Annotated in this window: 29 protein-coding genes and 1 pseudogene; 22 read left to right on the top strand and 8 right to left on the bottom strand. The window is 36.3% G+C overall.

The window, feature by feature from the left end; all coding sequences use genetic code 11:
* Positions 1-5: 5 nt before the first annotated feature.
* The 5 genes from ACFVQC_RS10485 to ACFVQC_RS10505 all read left to right on the top strand — a co-directional run bounded on the left by ACFVQC_RS10485 (position 6) and on the right by ACFVQC_RS10505 (position 2,339).
* Entirely contained in the window at positions 6-308 is a 303-nt protein-coding gene (locus ACFVQC_RS10485) for a hypothetical protein (RefSeq protein WP_002087012.1), read from the top strand.
* Positions 298-531 carry a hypothetical protein gene (locus ACFVQC_RS10490; RefSeq protein ID WP_016094557.1) on the top strand — a complete coding sequence of 78 codons (234 nt, stop codon included), beginning with the start codon at positions 298-300 and terminating at the stop codon, positions 529-531. Before ACFVQC_RS10485 ends, ACFVQC_RS10490 begins: the two co-directional genes overlap by 11 nt.
* Before the next feature lie 52 nt (positions 532-583).
* Positions 584-1,264 (top strand): sporulation membrane protein YtaF, encoded by a 681-nt coding sequence (gene ytaF / locus ACFVQC_RS10495; protein ID WP_080001738.1) that lies wholly within the window; start codon positions 584-586, stop codon positions 1,262-1,264.
* Between the two features lie 20 nt (positions 1,265-1,284).
* Entirely contained in the window at positions 1,285-1,521 is a 237-nt protein-coding gene (locus tag ACFVQC_RS10500; RefSeq protein ID WP_002149873.1) for a hypothetical protein, read from the top strand.
* A 176-nt stretch (positions 1,522-1,697) separates the two neighbouring features.
* Positions 1,698-2,339 (top strand): DUF1232 domain-containing protein, encoded by a 642-nt coding sequence (locus ACFVQC_RS10505; protein ID WP_002064224.1) that lies wholly within the window; start codon positions 1,698-1,700, stop codon positions 2,337-2,339.
* 120 nt (positions 2,340-2,459) lie between these two features.
* Here ACFVQC_RS10505 and ACFVQC_RS10510 read toward each other — a convergent pair whose 3' ends face one another.
* The gene (locus ACFVQC_RS10510) at positions 2,460-3,695 is read right to left on the bottom strand and encodes an ammonium transporter (protein ID WP_377894272.1); all 1,236 of its coding nucleotides are present in this window, start codon (positions 3,693-3,695) and stop codon (positions 2,460-2,462) included.
* Positions 3,696-3,852: 157 nt separating this feature from the next.
* On the opposite strand from ACFVQC_RS10510, the gene ACFVQC_RS10515 reads away from it, so the two are divergent.
* Together ACFVQC_RS10515 and ACFVQC_RS10520 are read left to right on the top strand one after the other, a co-directional pair.
* Positions 3,853-5,208, top strand: a complete 1,356-nt coding sequence (locus ACFVQC_RS10515) for an alpha-amylase family glycosyl hydrolase (RefSeq protein ID WP_377898311.1) — start codon at positions 3,853-3,855, stop codon at positions 5,206-5,208.
* 242 nt (positions 5,209-5,450) lie between these two features.
* Positions 5,451-5,636, top strand: a complete 186-nt coding sequence (locus tag ACFVQC_RS10520; RefSeq protein WP_377894299.1) for a hypothetical protein — start codon at positions 5,451-5,453, stop codon at positions 5,634-5,636.
* Between the two features lie 38 nt (positions 5,637-5,674).
* Here the strand turns inward: ACFVQC_RS10520 and ACFVQC_RS10525 are convergent, their stop codons facing one another.
* A complete protein-coding gene (locus ACFVQC_RS10525; RefSeq protein ID WP_002030284.1) occupies positions 5,675-6,166 on the bottom strand; it encodes a YajQ family cyclic di-GMP-binding protein in 492 nt (163 codons plus the stop codon).
* A 436-nt stretch (positions 6,167-6,602) separates the two neighbouring features.
* Between ACFVQC_RS10525 and ACFVQC_RS10530 the strand changes: the two genes are divergently transcribed.
* The 7 genes and pseudogenes from ACFVQC_RS10530 to ACFVQC_RS10560 all read left to right on the top strand — a co-directional run bounded on the left by ACFVQC_RS10530 (position 6,603) and on the right by ACFVQC_RS10560 (position 12,481).
* A complete protein-coding gene (locus ACFVQC_RS10530) occupies positions 6,603-7,457 on the top strand; it encodes a CvfB family protein (RefSeq protein ID WP_377898312.1) in 855 nt (284 codons plus the stop codon).
* A 240-nt stretch (positions 7,458-7,697) separates the two neighbouring features.
* Positions 7,698-9,377 (top strand): RHS repeat domain-containing protein, encoded by a 1,680-nt coding sequence (locus ACFVQC_RS10535; RefSeq protein ID WP_377898660.1) that lies wholly within the window; start codon positions 7,698-7,700, stop codon positions 9,375-9,377.
* Between the two features lie 181 nt (positions 9,378-9,558).
* Entirely contained in the window at positions 9,559-9,912 is a 354-nt protein-coding gene (locus tag ACFVQC_RS10540) for a hypothetical protein (protein ID WP_377894277.1), read from the top strand.
* 408 nt (positions 9,913-10,320) lie between these two features.
* On the top strand, positions 10,321-10,764 hold the full coding sequence (locus ACFVQC_RS10545; protein ID WP_377898313.1) for a WapI family immunity protein: 444 nt from the start codon (positions 10,321-10,323) through the stop codon (positions 10,762-10,764).
* Positions 10,765-10,903: 139 nt separating this feature from the next.
* On the top strand, positions 10,904-11,389 hold the full coding sequence (locus ACFVQC_RS10550; protein ID WP_377898314.1) for a hypothetical protein: 486 nt from the start codon (positions 10,904-10,906) through the stop codon (positions 11,387-11,389).
* 86 nt (positions 11,390-11,475) lie between these two features.
* Positions 11,476-12,177: a hypothetical protein gene (locus ACFVQC_RS10555; RefSeq protein WP_377898315.1), complete on the top strand. Its 702-nt coding sequence runs from the start codon at positions 11,476-11,478 to the stop codon at positions 12,175-12,177.
* 68 nt (positions 12,178-12,245) lie between these two features.
* Positions 12,246-12,481, top strand: a pseudogene (locus ACFVQC_RS10560) (hypothetical protein).
* 41 nt (positions 12,482-12,522) lie between these two features.
* Here ACFVQC_RS10560 and prsA read toward each other — a convergent pair.
* Both prsA and ACFVQC_RS10570 read right to left on the bottom strand, forming a co-directional pair.
* Positions 12,523-13,380 (bottom strand): peptidylprolyl isomerase PrsA, encoded by an 858-nt coding sequence (gene prsA / locus ACFVQC_RS10565; protein WP_377898316.1) that lies wholly within the window; start codon positions 13,378-13,380, stop codon positions 12,523-12,525.
* Positions 13,381-13,510: 130 nt separating this feature from the next.
* The gene (locus ACFVQC_RS10570; RefSeq protein ID WP_001120851.1) at positions 13,511-13,642 is read right to left on the bottom strand and encodes a DUF3941 domain-containing protein; all 132 of its coding nucleotides are present in this window, start codon (positions 13,640-13,642) and stop codon (positions 13,511-13,513) included.
* 100 nt (positions 13,643-13,742) lie between these two features.
* On the opposite strand from ACFVQC_RS10570, the gene ACFVQC_RS10575 reads away from it, so the two are divergent.
* Entirely contained in the window at positions 13,743-14,600 is an 858-nt protein-coding gene (locus ACFVQC_RS10575; protein WP_002158899.1) for a YitT family protein, read from the top strand.
* A gap of 26 nt (positions 14,601-14,626) precedes the next feature.
* On the opposite strand, the gene ACFVQC_RS10580 is transcribed toward ACFVQC_RS10575, so the two are convergent.
* From ACFVQC_RS10580 to ACFVQC_RS10590, 3 genes are all read right to left on the bottom strand, one after another.
* Positions 14,627-14,824, bottom strand: a complete 198-nt coding sequence (locus tag ACFVQC_RS10580; protein ID WP_098778083.1) for a DUF3813 domain-containing protein — start codon at positions 14,822-14,824, stop codon at positions 14,627-14,629.
* On the bottom strand, positions 14,825-14,965 hold the full coding sequence (locus tag ACFVQC_RS10585; RefSeq protein ID WP_002170819.1) for a hypothetical protein: 141 nt from the start codon (positions 14,963-14,965) through the stop codon (positions 14,825-14,827). It lies immediately after the preceding gene.
* 106 nt (positions 14,966-15,071) lie between these two features.
* Positions 15,072-15,881, bottom strand: a complete 810-nt coding sequence (locus tag ACFVQC_RS10590) for a Cof-type HAD-IIB family hydrolase (protein ID WP_002201383.1) — start codon at positions 15,879-15,881, stop codon at positions 15,072-15,074.
* A 492-nt stretch (positions 15,882-16,373) separates the two neighbouring features.
* Here ACFVQC_RS10590 and ACFVQC_RS10595 point away from each other — a divergent pair, with 492 nt between their 5' ends.
* On the top strand, positions 16,374-16,553 hold the full coding sequence (locus ACFVQC_RS10595; RefSeq protein ID WP_002117000.1) for a YjzC family protein: 180 nt from the start codon (positions 16,374-16,376) through the stop codon (positions 16,551-16,553).
* 173 nt (positions 16,554-16,726) lie between these two features.
* On the top strand, positions 16,727-19,327 hold the full coding sequence (gene clpB / locus ACFVQC_RS10600) for an ATP-dependent chaperone ClpB (protein WP_377898317.1): 2,601 nt from the start codon (positions 16,727-16,729) through the stop codon (positions 19,325-19,327).
* A gap of 31 nt (positions 19,328-19,358) precedes the next feature.
* Here the strand turns inward: clpB and ACFVQC_RS10605 are convergent, their stop codons facing one another.
* Positions 19,359-19,541, bottom strand: coding sequence for a YjzD family protein (locus ACFVQC_RS10605; protein WP_001211111.1), 183 nt, complete (start codon positions 19,539-19,541; stop codon positions 19,359-19,361).
* A gap of 156 nt (positions 19,542-19,697) precedes the next feature.
* On the opposite strand from ACFVQC_RS10605, the gene ACFVQC_RS10610 reads away from it, so the two are divergent.
* The 5 genes from ACFVQC_RS10610 (at position 19,698) to fabF (ending at position 24,215) form a co-directional block, all read left to right on the top strand.
* Complete coding sequence (locus ACFVQC_RS10610; RefSeq protein WP_377894291.1) at positions 19,698-20,438, top strand: lipase family protein; 741 nt, start codon at positions 19,698-19,700, stop codon at positions 20,436-20,438.
* A 29-nt stretch (positions 20,439-20,467) separates the two neighbouring features.
* Positions 20,468-21,340 (top strand): NAD-dependent epimerase/dehydratase family protein, encoded by an 873-nt coding sequence (locus ACFVQC_RS10615; protein WP_377894292.1) that lies wholly within the window; start codon positions 20,468-20,470, stop codon positions 21,338-21,340.
* A 64-nt stretch (positions 21,341-21,404) separates the two neighbouring features.
* Entirely contained in the window at positions 21,405-21,581 is a 177-nt protein-coding gene (locus tag ACFVQC_RS10620) for a ComZ family protein (RefSeq protein WP_002149843.1), read from the top strand.
* A 431-nt stretch (positions 21,582-22,012) separates the two neighbouring features.
* Positions 22,013-22,945 carry a beta-ketoacyl-ACP synthase III gene (gene fabH, locus ACFVQC_RS10625; RefSeq protein ID WP_002149840.1) on the top strand — a complete coding sequence of 311 codons (933 nt, stop codon included), beginning with the start codon at positions 22,013-22,015 and terminating at the stop codon, positions 22,943-22,945.
* Between the two features lie 31 nt (positions 22,946-22,976).
* Complete coding sequence (gene fabF, locus ACFVQC_RS10630; protein ID WP_377894294.1) at positions 22,977-24,215, top strand: beta-ketoacyl-ACP synthase II; 1,239 nt, start codon at positions 22,977-22,979, stop codon at positions 24,213-24,215.
* Positions 24,216-24,305 lie beyond the last annotated feature (90 nt).

The following is a 24,305-nucleotide window of genomic DNA, read 5'->3' on the forward strand; positions in this document are numbered from 1 at the left end:
TGAAAATGATACGAAAAGTTGTTATTGGATCTACTTTAGCGTTAGCAAGTGCGGCTTTATTACCTGTCGTAAGAAATACACTTCGTCCGCTTGTTGAATCAGGAGCAAGAGGTGTGAAGTCTACTTTTGAAACAATTAAAGAAGAAGTGGAAGATATTATTGTGGAAGCGAAAATGGATAGAATGCAAAAGCAATTTGAGAAAGAACTTTCTTATGTGGAAGATGACACTACTGATGAACAAGAAATTATAGAAGCGGCAGCTGAACAAGCGCAAGATGAAGAGGAGGAGATTAAGCATGATGCATAAAGCTGTAGAAAAAGATGTAGATTATCATTTGGAAAAAGCGTTAGAGCATTTTGAGCAGGCATTAGATTTAAGTGTGAAAGCGGCATCAGAAAATAAAGCGATGCAAAAAGAGATTTCTAGTAAAATGGGATCTTTTACGGGAGATATTTTTCAATCCGTTCGTGAAAAAGGGAAAGTAAATCGCATGAATATAATGAAGTGGTTCACTCTGCCTCGTTTTTAAAAAGAGCTGTTAAGTGGAAGGGATATAGGGAGTTATTTTCTCCCTTATTCATATTCCATGCTATGTATGTCACGTTAGTTTCCGGAACGTTCAACAATACGAAGGGGTGAACGAAATGGCAGCATGGATGATGGTATTAGCACTAACATTTTCATCAAGTATTGACAACTTAGGGGTAGGGATTTCTTACGGCATTCGAAATATAAAAATTAGTCATCTATCAAATTTTATTATTTCGGTAATTTGCTTTTTATTTAGTGTAGTAGGAATATATTTTGGCTTATGGCTGTCAAAAATTTTACCTGGGATTATGCCAGTTGTAATCGGTTCGTTCTTATTAGTTATAATCGGCCTCCGAATCATTTTACTAGCAATGCCTCGGAAGGTTTCGGTGCAAGAGACTGAAGGCGAAGCGGCGGACGCAGAAATAAATGGCTTGACGAAAAATATCGGTAAATCTGGGGAAATCGGTTTTACAGAATCTATTTTTCTTGGAATTGGTTTGTCTGCTAATGCGCTCACAAATGGATTAGGAGCGGGTTTATTCGGTTTGAATCCAATTGCTATTTGTATTGCAGCTGCAGTGGGTAGTTTTATTACAGTATGGGGCGGAGTTGCATTAGGTAGAAAGATAGCTCACGTTCGCATCGGTAAATTCACTTTAGGTCAGTTTGGTACATTGATTAGTGGAACATTATTATTAGTTATTGCGTTTGCTGCATTTTTTGATTAATTCATAGAAGGTGAGTGAAATTGAGATTACTGTATAAAAGGCTAAAGTACTCGGAGTTAGAGTCGGAATTACAATTAGTAGAAAGTGTTTTAAGTTCAGGCTATTTTATTTTATTGGATTTAATCTTTGTATCTTTCTCATTAACGGTACTAACCTTTTCGCTACATCATTCATTTTTTATAGCAATTGTTACATTCGTGAGTTCTTACGTAATTTGCGGTAGTGTATTTTTATTATTGCGGAAATGGTTAAAATGAGTTAAAAAGCTATCTTAAATTTTTAAGATAGCTTTTTTGTTTACAAAATGTAAACATATAAAAGACTTCTATCTTGTAAATAGTCAAAAAAATTTGTTAATATGAATTGTATAGTGGTTGTAGTTATTTTTCTTATAATAACTATGGTTATTCTCGTGAATAAAGGGGAATGAGATATGTCTCAAGATAATGAAAAAAGTAATCTTGGATTGTTGTTGAAAAAGTTACTTAAGGAAAAGTCTTTATCGATGCGAAAACTTAGTTCGCTTACTGAAATTGATACTGCTACCATTTCAATGATTGTGAATGGCAAGCGAAAGGCGAATCCAAAGCATTTGCAAAAGTTCGCAGAGAGCCTTGATGTTCCGGTTGGTGATTTGTTTGTGGCGGCAGGTTATTCTATTGACACAAAACAGGAGGAACAATCTGATATTCATGTTTCCATTAATAACATTGAGCATTTACTTGAATCCGCCCAGCTCTATGATCAAAAGTTTAGTATATCGAATGTAGAGCAGCAATTGGCGAATTATGAACAATATTCGCAAACGGAAGAAGGGAAAGAAACGATTGAAAAGGGGTTTCTTGAAAAGATTCAAAAGGTAAGCAGTATTGGCCCGTTTATTAATGATTTAAAAGAATTGTACGAGAGATTTATGAAGAAGAAGGGAACGACTGCAGAACTTGCTTTAATGGGAAGTGCGCTGATTTACTTTATATTATCGGTCGATGTAATTCCGGATTATATATTTCCAATCGGTTATTTAGATGATGCGGTTGCGGTACAACTCGTTTTAAATGCACTAATGAAAAGGTAAGATGCTTATATGAATAGATAGATAAGGATATTTATATGCCAATAGTTTGGGATAATTGTATCGTTATGAATATACGAAAAAGGTGTACCCCGTGTTAGAACGGAGTACACCTTTTTCGTTTTAATTTGCGGATTTTTCTACATACTCATAAGCTTTCTCGCCGTGCATCGAAATATCAAGTCCCATATGTTCCTCATGCTCATCTACCCGAACAGGGAGGAAAAAGTTAATGGCTTTAATAATGGCGTACGTCATTATGATCGTGAATGCATATGTTGCCCCGATTGCTACAAGTTGTTTAAGTAGTAACGCGGCATTTCCGTAAAATAAACCGTTAGCACCATCACCGTTTACAGTAGTAGTTGCAAATAGTCCTGTCGCAATACCGCCCCAAGTTCCTCCGATGCCGTGGCATCCAAAGGCATCGAGTGTATCGTCGTATCCGAATTTTGTTTTTAAGAAGAAGACAGCGCTGAAGCATAATATACCACCAATTGCTCCGATAAGAAGAGCGGAGAAAGGTGTAACGAATCCACAAGCTGGCGTAATTGCGACTAAACCAGAAACAACTCCGCAAGCAGCCCCCATCGCAGTCGGCTTCGATTGGAAGAACCATTCAGAAAGCATCCAAGTTAGAGCTGAGGCAGCCGCGGCTATATTTGTATTAATAAATGCAGTTAAAGCTACGTCATTTAAAGATAATGCACTACCGACGTTAAAACCGAACCAGCCGAACCAGAGTAAGCCTGCGCCTAACATCGTAAATGGCAAATGGTGAGGAGAGGTGCCGCTTATGTTTTTTCGTTTTCCTAGGAAAATAGCTAATACAAGACCGGCAACACCAGATGTGATATGAACGACATTACCGCCAGCGAAGTCTAACGCGCCAAGTTCTCTTAGCCATCCACCAACGCCCCATACCCAATGAGCGACAGGATTGTAAACGATTGTTGTCCAAAGAAGGATAAAAATAAGAAAGGCAGAAAATCGCATTCTTTCGGCGAATGCACCTGAAATTAAAGCGGGAGTTAAAATAGCGAACATGAGTTGGAACATCATAAATAAATTGTGAGGAATAGTAGATGAGTAGTCTGGATTTGGTGCGTAGGTAACTCCGTTTAGACCGAACCAATCGAGATTGCCGATAAGTCCGTGCCAATCTGGTCCGAATGATAAAGAATAACCGATAACAATCCATTGAATCGAAACGATAGCCATTGCGCTATAACTGTGCATTGTTGTGCTGAGTACGTTTTTACTGCGAACCATACCTCCATAAAAAAGTGCCAATCCTGGTGTCATCAACATGACCATTACTGTCGTTACAAAAATGAAAACTGTATCTCCCGTATTCATTCTCTCTCCTCCTATGATGTTAGAAAAAATAACATTGACTTGTTATGTTTCATATCATATTCGAAATAAAAAGAAAAATCAACTAAAAATGCAGAAAACTTTCTAGGTAATGTCAGAAAACCTAACATGGTGTATTTTGGAGGAATAAAATCAACCTATGCGATTTGCTCTAAAAATTGGTATAATATTCTTACAATTGGAAGTTTGGGGGATGCGCGTGAAAAAAATATGGACTAAGGAACTATTCATTTGTTTTTGTTTAGCTGTTATTTTGTTTGTACCAGTACATACTTTTGCGGAAGAAAAAAGGGAATGGCGAGATGAAGTTATATATTCCATTATGATTGATCGCTTCAATAACGGAGAACCGAAAAATGACAAACAGTTAGACGTTGGTAATTTAGAAGGGTATCAGGGCGGAGATATAAGAGGGATTATAAAAAGATTAGACTACATAAAAGAAATGGGATTTACTACTATTATGCTCTCTCCGCTTTTTGAAAGTGAAAAGTATGATGGATTAGGCGTTCGAAACTTTCAAAAAGTAAATGAACATTTCGGAACAGAAAATGATGTGAAAGAACTTGTAAATGAGGCTCACAAAAAAGGGATGAAAGTTGTCTTTCAATTTCCGTATGAAGAAAATGAACAACAATTAATAGACTCGATGAAATGGTGGATAAAAGAAGTCGATTTAGACGGAAGTTATGTGATACATAGTGAAAAAAAGCCGCATACTTTTTGGGATGAAGTGCAAAAGGATTTGCAGAAGGTAAAGAAAGGTTTTCACATTATGACAAAGGGAGATAATGAGTACTATAAAAAAATAGTAGAGTCATTTTCAAAAGTAGATATGTCTGTGAAACCTTTATATGATGTGAGCGGAAAAGAAGAGGAATTTGCTACGTTTTTAGATAATCAAGAAACAAAGCGATTTGCGCGTATTGCAAAAGAAAATATGTATTACCCGCCGTCTCGTTTAAAACTAGCGATTACTTACTTATTAACATCCCCGGGGATACCGAATTTTTATTACGGAACTGAAATCGCATTAGACGGGGGAGATGCTCCAGATAATAGACGATTAATGGATTTTAAATCGGATGAAAAGTTTATGCAGCATATAACGAAGCTAGGTGAACTTAGACAAGCGAGACCATCTTTACGACGCGGTACGTTTGAACTTCTATATGATAAAGATGGAATGAGTATACTAAAAAGAAAGTATAAAGACGAAGTAACATTAGTAGCGATTAATAATACGAAAGAAACGCAAAAAGTTTCCTTACCTGTAAGTGCAATTGGTGATAAACAAGAGTTAAGAGGATTGTTAGAAGACGAAATTATAAGAGAAGAAAACGGAAAATTTTATCTCGTTTTAAAGCGCGAAGAATCGAATGTGTATAAAGTTAGCGAAGAAACTGGTGTGAATTGGTTATTTATCTCCTTAATCGTCGGTGTGAACGTGTTATTTATTACTTTTTTAATTGCGGTTAAAAAGAGGAGGAAATGAGGGGCTCTCTTTTGTGCTCAATTGATAGTTTATGATGAGGTGAGATGTTTGAGAAAAAAGAAGTGGTTCGCTCTATGTTTATCCCGCTATTTGTGGGCAGTAAAACTCCCACCTCAAAATTCGGCTGGAGCAAAGAAGTTAGGTGGGAGATCAACTGCCCGTAAACGCCCGATTGGTTCAACTAATAATCAGTGGGGATGAACAAAACCCCCACTGATTAAAGTTTCACTGTATGTCTTCTTATCGTATTCGTAAGTTTGCATTTTTGGGACAACGGTGACGATGGGGAATTTGTTCGGTGGGGCGATAGTGTTCATTCTGTTGATACAGCGGTTCTTAAGAGAAATAATATTAAATACAAAGTTGAAAATGATAAAGTTTATATTCCGGAAAAATCATTTGATAAAGCGATAATGTGTTGCTCTTAATAAGTAGAAAACCTCCTCTGAATAGAGGAGGTTTCTTTTTAGCGGTAGTTAATGAACTGTACGTCGATTGGTAAGTCAACGCTGCGAACGGCTGCGATTACTGCTTGTAAGTCATCACGGCTTTTCGCTGTTACGCGTACTTGGTCATCTTGAACTTGTGTTTTCACTTTTAATTTCATTTCTTTAATGATGTTGTTGATTTTTTTCGCGTTATCTTTATCGATACCTTGTTGCAGAGTTGCACGTTGGCGAACAGTGTTACCAGATGCAGTTTCAACTTTTCCGTAGTCCAAGTTTTTAATTGGAACGTTACGTTTTACAAGTTTAGAAATTAGAACGTCTTTTACTTGGTCTAATTTGAACTCGTCATCAGAAGTTAAAACAAGTACTTCTTTTTCTAATTTAATATCACTTTTACTACCTTTAAAGTCATATCGGTTTTGGATTTCCTTTAATGCGATGTTAATTGCGTTTGTTACTTCAGGTAATTCTACTTTCGAAACGATGTCAAAAGAACTCTCTTTTGCCATAGTTAGCACCTCCAAATAAATTTCTATCTTTTCATGCACCTAAATAGGCTATGTAATATACATATTAAAGTATAGTGGAAAATACATCGATTAGATAGAGTGTTGCAACTTAAGTGTTTTGACGGATCATCCGTAGGGTAATATAGTCCTATAGATAAAGTCTTTATTTAATTATAGTGAATTTTGGGCAGTTGGACAAATAAAGGAAAAATCGTGTTATAATTAACTTTTGTTTGGAATGATAAAAAAGATAACTTTATCCCGCATTAACGGGCAGTAAGACTTCCACCTCAAAATTCAGCTGAAACAAAGAAGTTAGGTGGGAGTCGGACTGCCCGTAAACGCCCGATTGGTTCAACTAATAATCATTGGGGGATGAACAAAACCCCCAATGATTAAAGTTTCACTTTATATATATAGAAGGGAATTAAAAAATATGTATTTACAATTAGGATCGATTGAACAGGTAACTGTTTTACGCGAAACGGAAATCGGATATATGGTTGGAAACGAAGAGGAAGAAATCTTCCTACATAAAAACGAATTAGCTGGAGAAATTGCAGAAGGCGATACGATTGATGTATTCTTATACCTTGATCACCAAAATCGTATTTCAGCAACAATGAAGGAACCAATTATTACAACACATGATTGGAATTGGGTAAAGGTTGTAGAAGTTATTCCTAGTTTAGGTGTGTTTGTTGATATTGGTGTATCAAAAGATATACTAATTCCACTTGATGAGTTTCCAATTTATATGCCAGTATGGCCTGAGGAAGGCGACGAATTATATTGTACGTTAAAATTAACGAATCGTGATCGTTTAATTGCTCTTCCGGCAAGAGACAGTGATATGCAAGAAATTATCGTAGATGCAACACCATCTATGCGTAATAAAAACGTAAATGGACGTGTGTATCGCTCACTTCAAGTTGGTTCATTCATACTAACTGACGAGCATTTCCGTGCTTTCTTACACCATACAGAAAGAAAAGAACAAGTCCGCATCGGTGAGCGCGTAACAGGCCGTATCATTGACGTGAAAGATGACGGTACAATCAACATTTCACTTCTTCCTCGTAAAGAAGAAGGAATGGAAGATGATGCAGCAGTACTTTATGCATATATGGAAGAACGAGGCGGAGCGATGCCGTTTTGGGATAAGAGCAACCCAGAAGACATTAAAGAACGTTTCAATATGAGTAAGGCTGCATTTAAGCGTGCGCTTGGTAAGTTGATGAAAGAAGAGAAGGTTTACCAAGAAGAAGGCTGGACTTACTTTAAAAAATAAAGTGAATGGAAAAGACCTATTTTCTCTAGTTGGTTAGGGAATGGGTCTTTTTTGTTTTGCCATTTTCTAAAAAATACGATAAGTTAATTGAATGTTCATATTATTATTATTATTGTTATTATTGATGTTTAAAATGTTAGGGAATTATTTTTTGAAGGAAATACAACAGAGAAATCTATCATGTTTGGCGGGAAAACACAAACACACAAATATGAATATGATGTAGATAATAAAAATACAGTGTATATTGATGCGTTAAACCGTCGTATTGAACATACGTATGATGAAAATGCAAACAAAATTCAGACAAAAATGCCAAACGGCTCGATTTTGGAATCTGTATATGATTCAGCGGATCGCGTCATTGGTGAAAAGCGAAATGGAAAAGATTCATTTACATTTGAACGTGATCAAAATGGACAAGTCACAAAAGTAAAAGACCATGTTAATGGTGTAGAACGCACGAAAACATACGATAAGGCTGACCGCGTCACAAGTGCAACGGATAGCCGGGGCGGAAAGATTGACTGGACATATCATGACAAAGCAAACAGTAAGACTGAAAAATTAAAAGAACAAACAGTAACGCAAGGTGGATACACAAATAAAGTATCGTATGACTACAACACGTTAGATCAAAACATTCGTGTGACAGACGGTTCTCAAACGTATCGCTTTGATTATGACGATCAAGGAAATGTTCGTACGTATACGGCTGGAAATGGTTCAGGTTCTACCTTTAACTATGACCATGCGAATAAAATAAAAGATTTAGTAGTAGGTACGTCAAACAGTATTCTACTTTCGGAGCGATATGAATATGACCAAGCGGGTAACCGTACGAAGATTAAACATGAAGGTGCGGGCGGGAAAGTAACAGAGACCAACTTTGTATATGACCCGATTAACCAACTATTAAACGAGACATTACAAAACGGAACAAGTAAATCCTACACATATGACGGATTTGGAAACCGTACAAGTGTGAAAGTTGTAGAGAATGGCAAAGAAACAAAATCTATAGCGGCAACGTTTAATGAAGGAAATCAGCTTGTGAAATTCGGAAACGAATCGTTAACGTATGATGCGAATGGAAATCGTACATCGGATGGAAAGTACAAATATACATGGAACGAAGATGATCAGATTGTAGCGATTACAAAACAAGGTGAGAGCAATGCATTTGCAACTTATAAATATGACGATGATAATCGCCGTATTGAAAAGAATGTAGGTGGAACCGTAACACGCTACTTATATGATGGAGATAGTATCAATCCATTGTATGAAACAGATGGAAGTGGAAAAGTCCTTCGTCAATATGTATATTCTACAAGTGGTACACGTCTAGCAATGAAATCGCAAGGACAAACAGTATACTACCACTATAACCCTCGCGGTGATGTAGTTGCGATGACAGATCAAAATAGAGAAGTTGTAGCAACGTATGAATATGATTCGTGGGGTAACGTATTAAAGAGTGATACGAAAGGTATCGCGGCAGATAATCCATTTGGGTATGCGGGTTATATGTATGATAAAGAAATTGGTATGTATTACTTGATTGCGAGATACTATAATCCTGAGCATGGTGTGTTTTTATCGGTGGATCCTGATCCGGGTGATGAAGATGATCCGGTTACAATGAATGGGTATACGTATGGTGATAATAATCCGGTGATGAAGATCGATCCTGATGGGCATGCTCCATGGTGGGTTGCAAGTGCAGCAATGGGTGCTGGTTTTGGATTAGCTTCTTATTTATACAAAAACAGGAAGAGTGGATATAGTTGGAAAGGTGCTTTACGTGGTTTGGCTTTCGGAGGAGTAGGGAGAGTTTTAGGTTTTATAACTCCTGTGAAAGGGGGGGGCAAGACTTCTGGGGAAAACTATCCAAGGAAGAGTGACTGTCCCGTTTAAACAGGTGGGTCGTAATGTATCCCGATTGGCTAAAAATCCGAAAAAACATTTTGGAAGGCTTCCAGGAGCGAGGTTAGAGAGTATAGCTAAAGCGAAGAAGAATTCTACAAAAGCAAAGTTAATGCGTATTTCTAATGCGATAGGAAAGCGTAAATAAATTTAAAGAAGGAGAATTGAAGAATTGATAGCGGTTTTGGAATTTATTGTGATTCTTGTTTTAAATATTTTAATAGCGTCTGTTATTCTTTTGCAAGATTACTATGCGGGTAGTATAAAACTATTTTATTATCAAAAAATCGCTGCTGCGGTTATAGTTATACGTTCATTTTTGAGTATATGGATTACCTATTCTATGATAGCTACACTATTGGGGACATTAAAAATCTTAGTAGTTCAATCAGTTATATTACTTTGCCTTTGGGGGCTTATGCAGTATGTAAAGAAGTGCGGGGGAAAGTGGTATATTACAATGAGTGCACTTATTATTTATGGTCTTAGCTGTTATTTTCATATTATGTATGCTATGACAGTGTAGAAGAAGTTTATAAAATGTAGGAAATATTGGTGTATATAATGTTGCTTTAATTGTAGTTGTATTGTATTAGCGATTATGTTAAAAAAGAGACAATATAAAGTGGTAACGGTGCTAGTAGTGAGTCTAATATATATATAGCAACCTCTACTCCATATAGGGCGTTCTTGAGTAATACAATTAATTTATTAATAATAATTTCTTTGATGATTATTGGAATATTGGCTGTTATTTTTGAAAAAGAAAAGTAAATTCAGTGTATCTCAAAATCTAAACAGGTAGTTTGATTTTGAGATACACTTTTTTGATACAAAGTAATCCGCTATACGAAACAGATGGAGAAGGAAATGTGATCACAAGTTACGAATATGATGCTATTACTCTAAGGTATTGTTCGCAGAAGGATAAACAATGGAAGAAGGTCATATGGTGGAAAGAAGAAAAGAATTTGAGATGGTATTTTTAGGGGATGAAAAAAAGATAATCATTGTATCATTTGGGTCTATGTATCCAAATGATGATGAGATGTATTTACGTGATTTACAACTGAATCGCTTAGCTATATCCTCAAATAATTTCCATTATGAGTATAAAGGGCCAATGTTTTTGACGAGTGAAATAATTGGATTTGGGAAAAAACTAGAAGCATTACTACGAAAAGAAATTAAGGAAGCTGTATTGAGTGCCGATGAAGAGGAAATGGAGCTTAAAGTGAAGCTCAAAAGAAATCGATTTTTCGTATACTTTATTTTTTCTAAAAATGATTTAAAGAGTGAAAAATGGGAGTATGAAATATCATTTGAAGCGGATGTAAAAAGTATAGAAGAGGTATGTTATAACATCAAAAAGTTATAGGATTAACTATTCTATAGTTTTTAGAAGGTAGGATAGTTTTAGCATTAAAACTAAAAATGGTGAAAAATTAGGAGAGCCAATCAAATAATCGAAATGAACCTTCATTCTTTAGAAAATATGAAGTAACGAGGATAATAGTATGCATATTTGGACGCTGAGGAATTGGAAAGAATATTATAATTTAGAAGAGAAGAGTCACCGTACTGGATTACGATTGAAATTTGATACAGATGTTGATCCTGAAGTAAGAAGAGCCATTAAGGAATTTTGTAAATGGTTGCGCCGAGAATACTTTTTCCCAATTAGAGTACCTATTTATGTGAAAACGTTATATAAAATAAAGGCAATGGATGGAGAGTTAGTCTATGGTACTTTCTTTGGGCCGTTTGATCGAAATGTTGAGCCGTATATTCGTATTTCGACAGGGGATTATTATGATACGGTGCAGAAAAATGGAAAAGATAACGCTTTAGGATGCTATCTGGTTACTATTGCGCATGAGCTAACGCATTATTTCCAATGGATTAATGATATAAAACTAACGAGAATTGGATATGAGAGGCAGGCTACTGCTTATTCAGGATATATTATTGATGAATATAAAGAAACTAGAGAGCATCCGTAAAGTAGAAACTGTATAGCTAACTGGAAGTATGAGGATTCCACATTTGTAATGAATGTTTAGTAACCCTTTGAAAAGGAGATATGCATATGAAATTTTATAACGCTGGATACCTCATAATTTCCTATGATAGGGAACTTATCTATAAAGAATGCAATATTGAGGGACTATCACAAACGATTTTAACGATATGTAATGGGATTCGGCCTACATTTCCGGATTATTGGTTTTTCCCTTGGTGTAATTCAAATAAAAATGATCCTATTGCTCAGATGATAAATGGAAGGTTGAAGATTAGTAAAGAGGAACATGAAAGTGGACAATCTTTTTTAGATACACTAATGGAAGAAGAAAAGTTCTCGTGGCCGAATACTTTTAAAAATTTAGAAGATGCGAGATTCTTTAAGCGAAATTATGTAAAGGGGATAGAAAATCTGGAGATTATTAGTTTGCATCTTTCAGAAGAGTATCGGACGGATTTTTTAATGAATGAGCGGGAAGAAAATGACTTTAAAGTTTCTAGATATGACTTTCTCGAAAGCTCATTACCTGCTGATGTTAAAAATGATGAAATATTAGGATTTGATATATGTGGTTTTAGTAACAATGATTTTTATTCTTTTATTCATAACAATTTACAAGTGGACTTTGAAGCGTTTGGCAAGAAATTAAATGACTTATCACTTGTTGATAAGTATGAAGATGCAAAGCAGATTATCCATTTAATTGATGATGGAGAAATTGAAGCAGAAGAGGTGTTGTGGTATCCGTGGTTAGTTTTGAAATGTTGAAGAAATCTGCATAAGTATCGGCTGAAAAGGGAGGCATGATAGTGCAAGAGAATGTACTAGAATAATTAATAAAACGTCTTTCCGTATTATCCCCTGAAAAAGAAAGTGAAATAGCGGCAGTTGATTTAAGTGATATATATGAGAGTAGTCAAAGGTTTGAAAAGTTGCTTGAAAATATTATGAAATCTCAGCAAAATAAAGAAGATTTAATAGATGCGCTAATTGAAATGGAGGTAGAATTAGATCATATCAATTGGCATTATAAAAGCTTGAAGAAAGGTTGGAAATCTTGATGAAAGATTAAAAAGCACGATCTTATTTTAAAAAATAAGATCGTGCTTTATTTTAGTTCCCTTTCCCAAAAAGATGAGAAAATGTATCTTTCAAATCACTATCGTTTATTTTAATATCCGCCTTTTTTAATTCATCTTGTAATAATTTTTGACCGAAGGAAGGGTCGGCAATACGTTCTTCTTCTAAGTCTTTACGTATAGAGTCTTTCACTTCATCGTAAGGTTTTAAATCTTTTTTATCAGTTAGTTTAATAATGTGATAGCCGTTTGGTGATTTAACGGGATTGCTAATTTGTCCAACCTTTAATTTGTAGGCAGCTTTTTCAAATTCAGGTGTCATTTTGCCTGCCCCGAAGTATCCGAGGTCTCCGCCATTATCTTTTGATAATATATCTTGAGACTCTTGTTTCGCTAATTCTTCAAATGAAGTGCCGGCATCTAATTTTTTCTTTATTTCTTTCGCTTCATTTTCGTCACTTACTAAAATGTGACTAGCTTTAATTTCTGGTTTATAGTGGTCTTTCACATCTTTTTCTGTAACGCTTTGTTTAATCGCTTCATTTAATGAAAGTTTGAATCTAATTTGATTTTTGAAATCTTCTTCATCTTTTAAACGATTATTTTCTAGTGTTGCTTTGAATTGTTCTCCATATTGATCTTTTGCTTTTTCTACTTCTTTATCTACTGCATCATTAGATACTTTATATTTTTTAGTAATAACATCTTGTGCTACCATTTCGTATAGCGTGTCTTTTCCATATCGATCTTTCAATTGTTTTTCGAAATCGCTCTTCGTAATGGTTGAGTTTGTTGTTGTAGCGATTGTGGCCGAGTCATTTTTTTGTCCGCAAGCAGATAGCATTAATATACTTATTAGTGCAGTGATAATGAATGTACTTTTTCCTTTCATGCTAACACCTCATCTGAATATGTTATCGCTATTGTAGAATATAGAAGTGAACATGAAGTGAATTTTTAATGTTTTTTCCCTGTAAAATGTAAAAAAAGTACATCAACATTAACGTTGATGTACGATGTAATCAAAGATGATCGGTTTTCTTAGAATATGCACGTTTCCCTTGCTGAATATTTTTTTGCTCTTGTTCATTTTTTTGAGTGCGCTTTGCATTATTGTCGCGTGCTTTTTTGTCGTTATCGCTCGTATGTGGCATATGTATCAACTCCATTTCTAAACGTTGTATGTTTATCATTTCCTTTTTCGTAAAGACTATGTATAGCGGTGCATTCATGATTACTAAAGGTGGATTAGAAATGGATTTGAAGCTGAATTATACTGAACTTATTAAGAAGTTAGTCGTTGTGATTATTGCAGGTTTATTAAATGCGATTGGGATGAATTTATTTTTAACACCAGCGAAAGTATATGCGAGTGGCTTTGCTGGATTGTCTCAATTATTATCGCAAGTATTAGGTGACTTTTTATCCATTCATATATCTACGGGTGTATTGTTTAGTCTATTTAATATTCCCGTCGTTATTTTAGCATGGAAAAAGGTTGGAAAGGCTTTTACGTTTTTTAGTTTTCTCTGTGTTATATTTATGACTTTGTTTTTAGAAATTATCCCAGTTAGAGCGGTTTCGAATGATATTATATTGAATGCGATTTTTGGTGGTATTATTTCAGCGATTGGGGTAGGAGTTGCTTTAAAGTGGGGTGCTTCTACAGGTGGCCTAGATATTATCGCCATGATTTTATCAAAGATAAAAGATAAGCCTATCGGCACGTATTTTTTCTTCTTTAATGCACTTATCATTATCGCTGCTGGCTATGTGTATGGATGGGAAAAAGCATTATATACTTTAGTCACTTTGTATATATCAACCAGAATTATTGATGCGATTCATACACGTCATGTAAAAATTACGGCATTAATTGTTACAAAGAATGGGGCAGATGTGCGAAAAGCGATCCACTCTCGCTTAGTGAGAGGGATTACAACTATACCTGCAACAGGTGCTTATACAAATGAAAATAAAGAAATGTTAATGATTGTTATTACTCGTTACGAGTTGTACGAATTAGAGAGGGTTATAAAACAAGTGGACCCGGGTGCATTTACAAATGTACTGCAAACGGTCGGAGTGTTTGGATTGTTTCGAAAAGAGTAAAGAGGACCAAAGCTGGTCCTCTTTTTTTAATGCAAATTCGTAATGTTTTGCAATTGCTCCTGCATTTCACGTAGCTGAACTTTTTCAGCAGTTGAAGAGTTTGCATAAGCAGAGTGCAAAGAGTTTTTTGCTCTATAAACGAGTTCCTGTTGTTCAGCGCCACTTGAACAAGAAACGGCACTTGCAACAGCGTCTCTAGCTTGTTGGAATAGTAAGTTCCCCATTTAAACCCCTCCAAGAGAAGAGTTACTTCTTGCCTTTTCTGCCTCAGCTAATGTACCTCTGTACGGGAATCTTGCATCATGCTTCATAACAGCATCGGCTCCTTGCTGGATAAAACGTTTTGATTTGTTCTTTTTACCCATTCGAAAAACCTCCCTTTATTTAGCTGAAAACAATTGACGCGCTTTCTCTTGCGTCTAATAATAGTATGAGCGTTTGGCGAGAAACTATAAGCAGGGAATTTTTAGATTACAATCCAAGAACCTCTTCTAAATATAGAGCGATACCATCTTCTTCATTCGTTAATGTTGTATGATTTGCAAGTGATTTTAATTCAGGAATCGCATTACCCATTGCGATTCCATGACCAGCAAATTCGATCATTTCAAAGTCGTTATCCTCATCACCAAAAGCGATAATTCGTTCTTTAGGAATGTTATAATGGCCTGAAATTTTTTGTAATCCGACAGCTTTATTTAATCCGCTTTTTACAATTTCAATAATTGGCCAAGGCGCACCCCATTTTCTATGATCGATGACTTCAGCATGCATATCAGTTAAATGTTGACGAATTGCAGCAGAATGCTCGTCATGTGCATCGATTAATAAGCAAGTTGGATGGTCGTTTAAAGTATTTAATAAATCTCCTGTGAAAATCTTTGGAGAACCGAATTCAAAAATATGTTTTTTATCTTCATCAATTTCACGGACATACACATCATCGATGACTTCAGCATAGACATTTTTCACGCCGAAATCAAAGCAAGCTCGGACGATTTCTTGCGCTGTTGAAAGTTCAAGAGGAGAGTGATGTGTTCCCCAACTTGAATCAAGAGGGTGATGCACGTAAGCTCCATTAAAGTTTACGATTGGTGTGTTAAGGCTAAGTTCTTTATAATAATCGTAACTAGCGCGGAATGGACGCCCTGTTGAAATAACGACAATATGTCCTTGTTCTTTTGCTTTTGCAATTGTGTTTTTCGTTCTTGGAGAAATTATTTTGTTGTCTGTTAATAAAGTTCCGTCTAAGTCTAATGCGATTAAATGTTGTTTATTCATAATTTCACCTCTTATAATAATTTTTTTGTTTCTATCTGTATTTCCGTTTTTAATATGCAGAAATAAGAGGTTAAACTGGGTGAAACTACTGTAGATGAAAGTTTCACTATATATCCATCTTACGTCGCGAAGCGCTGTGGTGTCTACTATTTCTCATTGGAAATCAGGGAAAAGTCAATGTCTTTTTAGAAAGTTCAAACAATGTTTCTTTCATTATGTACAATTTGTGAAAAGGATTACATTGTTTGAATGATGCGACTTATAATGAATATGTAATCTTCTCGTATATGTTTGACTCTCCTTTGGAACTGGCCTAAACTTAGGTTGGTTTCTTTTTTTTCAACAAATATACCAATAATTCCTGCTTAAGGTTGTGTAATTATATATATGTACATGGATAAACGGTAGTACTTGTTTCCTAAACATGACAGAAAAGCTTTCTTTTAAAATGGATATACTAATGAGGCAAGACGTCATGGAAGGAGAATGGAAATGGGACAAAATCGCAGGTTTCGTTCAGGGCAAAAGGCGCCAAATGATGGCATTTACGTAGAAATTGGTGAAACGGGAAGTATGGTGAAAGATCCACAAATGGTGAAATTAACTGCCGGGGAAAGGTTTCCAGAGAACGCAAATCATAACCGTCAGTGGACATATAAAAGAAAACCGTAACAGAAGCCGCAATCGTTATTGCGGCTTTTTTTGATTAGGAAAATGAATGTTACTTTTTTCTTTTTCCAATAATAAGTTTGAACTACATAAGCAAAATTATTGTATAAAAAAGTCAGTTGGCGTATAATCAAATCAAAGGTCAAAGAAAGTCAAACAATTGGAGGGCTGTAAAGATGGACTTAAATCAAATGACAACGAAAACACAGGAAGCGATTATGAGTGCTCAATCTTTAGCGGTATCTCATCATCATCAAGAAGTAGATACTGTTCATCTATTGCTTACGTTATTAGAGCAGCAAGACGGATTAACAGTACGTATTTTTCAAAAAATGAATGTCGATATAGAAGCGTTAAAGCAAGGCGCCGAAAGTTTAATTAAGAAAAAGCCTTCTGTAACTGGAAGCGGGGCAGAGGCAGGGAAATTATATGTAACAGGTGCTTTGCAACAACTGCTTGTAAGAGCAGGAAAAGAAGCGGAGAAATTGCAAGATGACTACATTTCAGTCGAACATGTATTACTTGCTTTTTCTGAAGAAAAAGGCGCTATAAATCAATTATTTACAAAATTTCATATTACGAAAGATAACTTATTACAGTCTTTAATGACAGTTCGGGGGAATCAGAGAGTGACTAGTCAAAATCCAGAAGCAACTTATGAAGCGTTAGAAAAATATGGCCGTGATTTAGTGGCGGAAGTAAGAGCAGGGAAAATTGATCCTGTAATCGGCCGAGATAGTGAAATTCGCCGTGTGATCCGTATTCTTTCACGTAAAACGAAAAATAACCCTGTTTTAATCGGGGAACCAGGTGTTGGTAAAACAGCAATCGTTGAAGGATTAGCACAGCGTATTGTAAAAAAAGATGTCCCAGAAGGATTAAAAGATAGAACAATTTTCGCTTTAGATATGAGTGCACTTGTGGCCGGAGCAAAATTCCGCGGTGAGTTTGAAGAGCGTCTGCAAGCTGTATTAAATGAAATTAAAAAGAGTGAAGGCCGCATTTTATTATTCATTGATGAACTTCATACAATCGTCGGCGCTGGTAAAACAGAAGGAGCGATGGATGCAGGAAATATGTTAAAACCGATGCTAGCGCGTGGTGAGCTGCATTGTATCGGGGCAACGACATTAGATGAATACCGTAAATATATTGAGAAAGATCCAGCATTAGAAAGACGTTTCCAACAAGTATTAGCAGAAGAGCCAACTGTTGAGGATGCAATTTCCATTTTACGTGGTTTAAAAGAGCGTTTTGAAATTTATCACGGTGTAAATATTCATGACCGCGCGATTGTAGCAGCATCTGTTTTATCAGATCGATATATTTCAGATCGTTTTTTGCCCGATAAAGCAATTGATCTTGTTGATGAAGCTTGTGCAACAATTCGAACAGAAATTGATTCTATGCCAACAGAATTAGATGAAGTAACGCGCCGCATTATGCAGCTGGAAATTGAAGAAGCAGCTCTTGGGAAAGAAAAGGACTTAGGTAGTCAAGAGCGCCTAAAAACATTGCAACGTGAATTATCGGATTTAAAAGAAGTTGCAAGTAGTATGAGAGCGAAATGGGAGAAAGAAAAAGAAGACATTCATAAAGTGCGTGACTTACGCGAACATTTAGAGCGTTTGCGCCGTGCATTAGAAGAAGCAGAAGGAAATTACGATTTAAATAAAGCAGCTGAGCTTCGACACGGGAAAATTCCAGCTATCGAAAAAGAGTTAAAAGAAGCGGAAGAGATGGGTGCACATAATAAACAAGAGAATCGTTTATTACGCGAGGAAGTAAGTGAAGAAGAAATTGCAGACATTGTTTCAAGGTGGACTGGTATTCCTGTCGCAAAACTCGTTGAAGGTGAACGTGAGAAATTATTACGTCTTGAACAAATTTTATCAGAGCGTGTTATCGGTCAAGAGGAAGCGGTAAGCCTTGTATCAGACGCAGTTCTTCGTGCTCGCGCTGGCATTAAAGATCCGAATCGTCCAATTGGTTCATTCATTTTCTTAGGCCCTACAGGTGTTGGTAAAACTGAGCTTGCAAAAACGTTAGCACAAACGTTATTTGACAGTGAAGAGCAAATGATTCGTATCGATATGTCTGAGTATATGGAGAAACACGCAGTGTCACGCTTAATTGGTGCGCCTCCTGGATATGTTGGATATGAAGAAGGCGGACAATTAACAGAAGCAGTAAGACGTAAACCATATTCTGTTATTTTGTTAGATGAAATCGAAAAAGCACATCCAGAAGTATTCAACATTTTATTACAAATGTTAGACGATGGACGCATTACAGATTCACAAGGACGTACAGTAGACTTTAAAAACACGGTTATTATTATGACTTCAAATATTGGATCTGCTCACTTATTAGAAGGGCTAGAAGAAGATGGTTCTATTAAAGAAGAGTCAAGAGAACTTGTAATGGGACAATTAAGAGGACATTTCCGACCAGAATTCTTAAACCGTGTCGATGAAATTATTTTATTCAAACCTCTTACAAGGAATGAAATTAAAGGTATTGTTGATAAGATTGTACAAGAATTACAAGGGCGTTTAGCAGATCGCCACATATCATTAGAATTGACGGAATCTGCAAAAGAATTTGTTGTAGAAGCTGGATTCGATCCGCTGTACGGAGCTCGTCCGTTAAAACGATACGTACAGCGTCAAGTTGAAACGAAATTAGCGAGAGAATTGATTGCAGGAACGATTACGGACAATAGTCACGTAGTGGTCGATGTTGAAAATGACGAATTAGTCGTTCATGTAAAGTAAAAAAAGAGTTCGGATAAAATCCGGACTCTTTTTAGTGTTGTTCTACTGGCTCGTTTGGAATCGCAGCTGCAATCGCTAATACTAATACCGCAAGAACAACTGAGAAAATAGACGCTTGGTTAAAATCGTATGTACCGCCAGTCATAGAGCCGATTACGTAGCTCATCATATGTACAAGCGCGAACGACCAAATTAATGCCCAAATGAAACGCATATTTTACACCTCTATTCGTTCAATCTGTCCTTATTGTAACACAATTGAAAAAAGAATATAGAAAAATATTTGTAGATTTTTCAACGCAAATTTGCATTCTGTTCATACATTATAAAAGAGTACTTTTATACGTTTAGAAAATAAGGCGGGGGAAAAATGAGTATTACAGAACGTTTTTTTTACTTAGAAAAAGAACCATGTGTAATTTATTTACCGGAAAAGCCAAATGGATTTTCTGTTATGCTCCTAGGAGATTATAACTATTTTATTGAGAATGGTACAAGTTTATGGACACAGCATGCAGGGAGAGCTTATTTTTTACAGGGCCTTATTGAAAAAGGCTACACAGTCTTTTCGTCTAACTTATACGGAAGGCATTGGGGGAACGACCGAGCTGTTCATCTAGCAAAACGTTTGTATGATGTCGTTCTAAGAAAAGAGACATTGAATACGAAAATGCACATTATGGCAGATGGTATGGGAGCACTTGTAGCACTGGAGATGATGAACAAGTACCCTGAATGTATACGTTCGGTCGTTATGTTAAATCCGTGTTTAGATTTACCAGAATATGTGGAGTTTGAGAAAGAGCATAAGTTTTTTTACAAAAGATTAGTGAAGGAATTAAGTTTGGCGTATGATTCCAAAGAAGAAGAATTAGAATTAGAATCAAAAATAAATAAGAAATCATTTGTGCTTCTTCCGTCTTGTGTACCTGTTAAAATTTTCGTATCAACACAAGAAAAAAGAGGAAGAAAACAATTGTTACGTAAATACGAGAAAATGAGGCAATTAAATCAATGCGACACTTTTGTTTTATTCCATCTGCAAGATGTGAAATATAAAATGGTTAGACAAACGACTGATTTCTTTAAAAAATATGAAGAAGAATTGTGAAGCTCCCATATACATAAACGAGGAGCTATTTGTTTCAAGGGGAAAGGATTGGTGGTATGAAACGCGTGCTGATTATAGGTGCACTTACGTTTGTAGGTTATCACCTTGTGAATAAAATGATTGCAGAAGAAATAGAAGTGTATGGTCTTGATTTTGATGAATTTGATAGTATGACAAAAATTAATGAAGAGAAATTATTGTTGATTGGGCGAAATGCGTTATTTACGTACTATTCTATAAGGGATGAAGACGGATGGCGATCGGTAGAGGAAGAAAGTTTCGATACAGTTTATTTTTGTTTGTATGAGCCGAATCAACAAAATGGATTTCGGAATGAAAGGGTCATATTACAATATTTAAAACGAATCGTAAGGATGTGTGAAAAAAATAAAGTAAAGTTAAATCTAATTTCTTCTATTGAAATAGGAAGCACTGAAGAATCCGAAAACAAACGTCTATTTTCGAAGGTGGAAGAAGGGGTGAAAAAAGGCGAATTACAATATAGTGCATATCGAGTTCCTACATTATATGGGCCGTGGCAACCGTCGTTTATGATGTATCATCAGCTTATTTTATCAGAACTTGATGAAAAAGAGTGCCGTTGTATAAATGGAGAAAAAGGAAGCGATTTACTTTACGTTGAAGATGTATGTGAATATTTATGGGAACATGGAATGAATGTAAAGCACCTCGGTGTATATAATTTACTTAGCGGAAAAGAAGAGTTATGGGAAAAAGGTATGACCTTGCTGCATGCAGATGATAAAGTAAATAAAAAAAATGTGGAAGTAAGAGATGAAGCTGTAGAGGTTATTTCTATTCAAAAAAATACACCAGTAGAATTCGGTTTAAATAAACAATTGGCACATATGAAAAAATATAAAGAGTTATACGAAGGGTAGCGCACGTGTTAAACTATTGTATGGATAATTGATTGAAAAGCTTTAATGGAGAGGGAGAGATTACATGAACGAAAAAAGTATGCAATTTTTACAAATCGCAATGAAACATTTACCAGAAGCTAAGGCAATTTTAGATTCTAATGGAATTGCACTTGATATGGAGAACGCACAGCCGGTGTTAGAGCTATTGATGAAAGTAATGGGCGAAGCATATGAGCTTGGGAAAGCAGATAAAGAATAAAACTGAAAAACAAAACCTTCTTTTTGGGAGGGGAGAGGGGCTCGAGCCGTGAGTAGAAGCGGTAAGAGCCTTTTTTAGTCTCGAGCGAGGTAAGACCAGAGGGATGATGAGGTTAAGGGGAAGGTTATGAGGAGAACGCCTTAGTTTTGAAGGAAAGGCAGATAAAGAATAAACCCTTCTTTTTTGATGGGAGAGAGGCTCGAACCGTGGATAGAAGCGGTTGGGGCTTTTTTATTCTCAAGCGGAGTAAGGGTATGGAATAATTTGTATTTTGAAAGGACAGGAATTTTTCTGTTTCTTTTAATGAAAAATAAAGTTAGTAATACGCTGTCTTTATTTTTTTAGCTGAAATATATTCTAGACAAAAGTACATTTATGTTTTAAAATTAGTACCAAGTCATAATAATTGATATAAAATGGAGGGCTGCGATGTGAACGTGGGCATTTTAGGGGTCGGAAGATATGTGCCAGAAAAAGTAGTCACAAATCACGATTTAGAGAAAATCGTAGATACATCTGATGAATGGATTCGTACGAGAACGGGAATTGCAGAAAGACGCATTGCCGATGATACAATAGATACTTCATATATGGCGGTAGAGGCTTCTAAAAAAGCACTTGAAGATGCAGGGATTAGCGGAGAGGATATCGATCTTATTTTAGTGGCAACAGTAACGCCAGATCGCGCATTCCCAGCAGTAGCCTGTGTAATCCAAGAAGCAATTGGCGCAAAACACGCAGCCGCGATGGATTTAAGTGCAGCGTGTGCTGGCTTTATGTACGGAATGATTACAGCGCAGCAATTTATTCAAACGGGAACTTATAAAAATGTATTAGTAGTTGGTAGTGACAAACTATCTAAAATTGTAGACTGGAACGATCGAAATACAGCAGTACTATTTGGGGACGGAGCAGGTGCTATCGTAATGGGAGCCGTTTCGGAAGGAAAAGGTGTACTTTCCTTTGAATTAGGAGCGGACGGAAGTGGCGGTAAGCATCTTTATCAAGACGAGTATGTTATGATGAACGGCAGAGAAGTCTTTAAATTTGCTGTTCGCCAACTTGGTGATTCCTGTCTTCGCGTGTTAGAAAAAGCGGGACTTACGAAAGAAGATGTGGACTTCTTAGTACCACATCAAGCGAATATTCGTATTATGGAATCTGCAAGAGAAAGATTAAATTTACCGAAAGAAAAAATGAGTATGACAATTGAAAAGTTCGGTAATACATCGGCTTCTTCAATTCCAATTGCAATGGTAGAGGAATTGCAAAATGGACGTATTCAAGATGGTGATTTAATTATACTAGTCGGTTTTGGCGGCGGATTAACATGGGGAGCAGTAGCTCTTCGTTGGGGTAAATAAGGACTGAGAGAAAAAAAGGAGTGTATTTTGTATGGAAAAAAAGAGGGTCGTAATTACAGGGCTAGGAGCTGTTACACCGATCGGAACAGATGTTGAAACAGCTTGGGAAAATATTAAAAATGGTGTATCCGGAATCGGACGACTTACAAGAATAGATTCAGAACAAATTCCTGCAAAAGTAGCAGCAGAAATTAATGACTTTGAAGTCGAAAAATATATAGATAAAAAAGAAGCGCGCCGTATGGACCGCTTTACGCAATATGCAGTAGTAGCAGCGAAAATGGCAGTTGCAGATGCGAAGCTTGAAATTACAGAAGAAAATGCACCACGCATTGGTGTATGGGTTGGTTCTGGTATTGGTGGTATGGAAACATACGAAGAACAATTTAAGATTTTTACTGAAAAAGGTCCGCGCCGCGTGAGCCCATTCTTCGTACCAATGATGATTCCAGATATGGCAGCAGGTCAAGTATCAATCGCTACAGGAGCGAAAGGAATTAATACTTGCTCTGTAACAGCTTGTGCATCTGGAGCAAACTCAATTGGTGATGCGTTTAAAGTAATCCAGCGCGGTGATGCTGATGCGATGATAACAGGCGGAGCAGAAGCGCCGTTAACAAGTATGGCGTTCGCAGGGTTTAGTTCAGCGAAAGCACTAACATTTAATGAAGACCCAGCAACAGCGTGCCGTCCATTTGATAAAAATCGTAGTGGATTTGTAATGGGAGAAGGATCTGGTATTTTAATTCTTGAAGAATTAGAGCATGCGTTAGCGCGTGGTGCTCATATTTACGCGGAAATTGTCGGCTATGGTGCAACTGGTGATGCATTCCATATTACAATGCCTGCTCCTGGTGGTGAAGGTGGAGTTCGTGCGATGCGTCAAGCTTTAGCTGATGCAGGTCTAGAGCCAGAAGATATTGATTACATTAATGCGCATGGTACAAGTACAGATGCAAATGAAAAGTATGAAACGATGGCAATTAAAGAAACGTTTGGTGAGCATGCATATAAAGTAGCAATTAGCTCGACGAAATCAATGACAGGTCACTTATTAGGAGCAGCTGGTGCTGTTGAAGCGATCTTCTCTATTAAATCAATCACAGACGGAGTAATTCCTCCGACGATTAACTATGAAACACCAGATCCAGAATGTGATTTAGATTACGTACCAAATACAGCGAGACATCAAGAAGTGCGAGCTGTATTAAGTAATTCATTAGGATTCGGTGGTCATAACGCAGTATTAGTATTTAAAGCATATAAGTAATATGTACAATAAGGTGTCTTTTCGTAAAGTACTACGAAAAGACACCTTATTTATTTTTTATCACCTTTACGTTCCATTCTTTTTTGCATA

This window comes from Bacillus sp. NPDC057893 (assembly GCF_042796455.1).
Taxonomy (GTDB): Bacteria; Bacillota; Bacilli; order Bacillales; family Bacillaceae_G; genus Bacillus_A.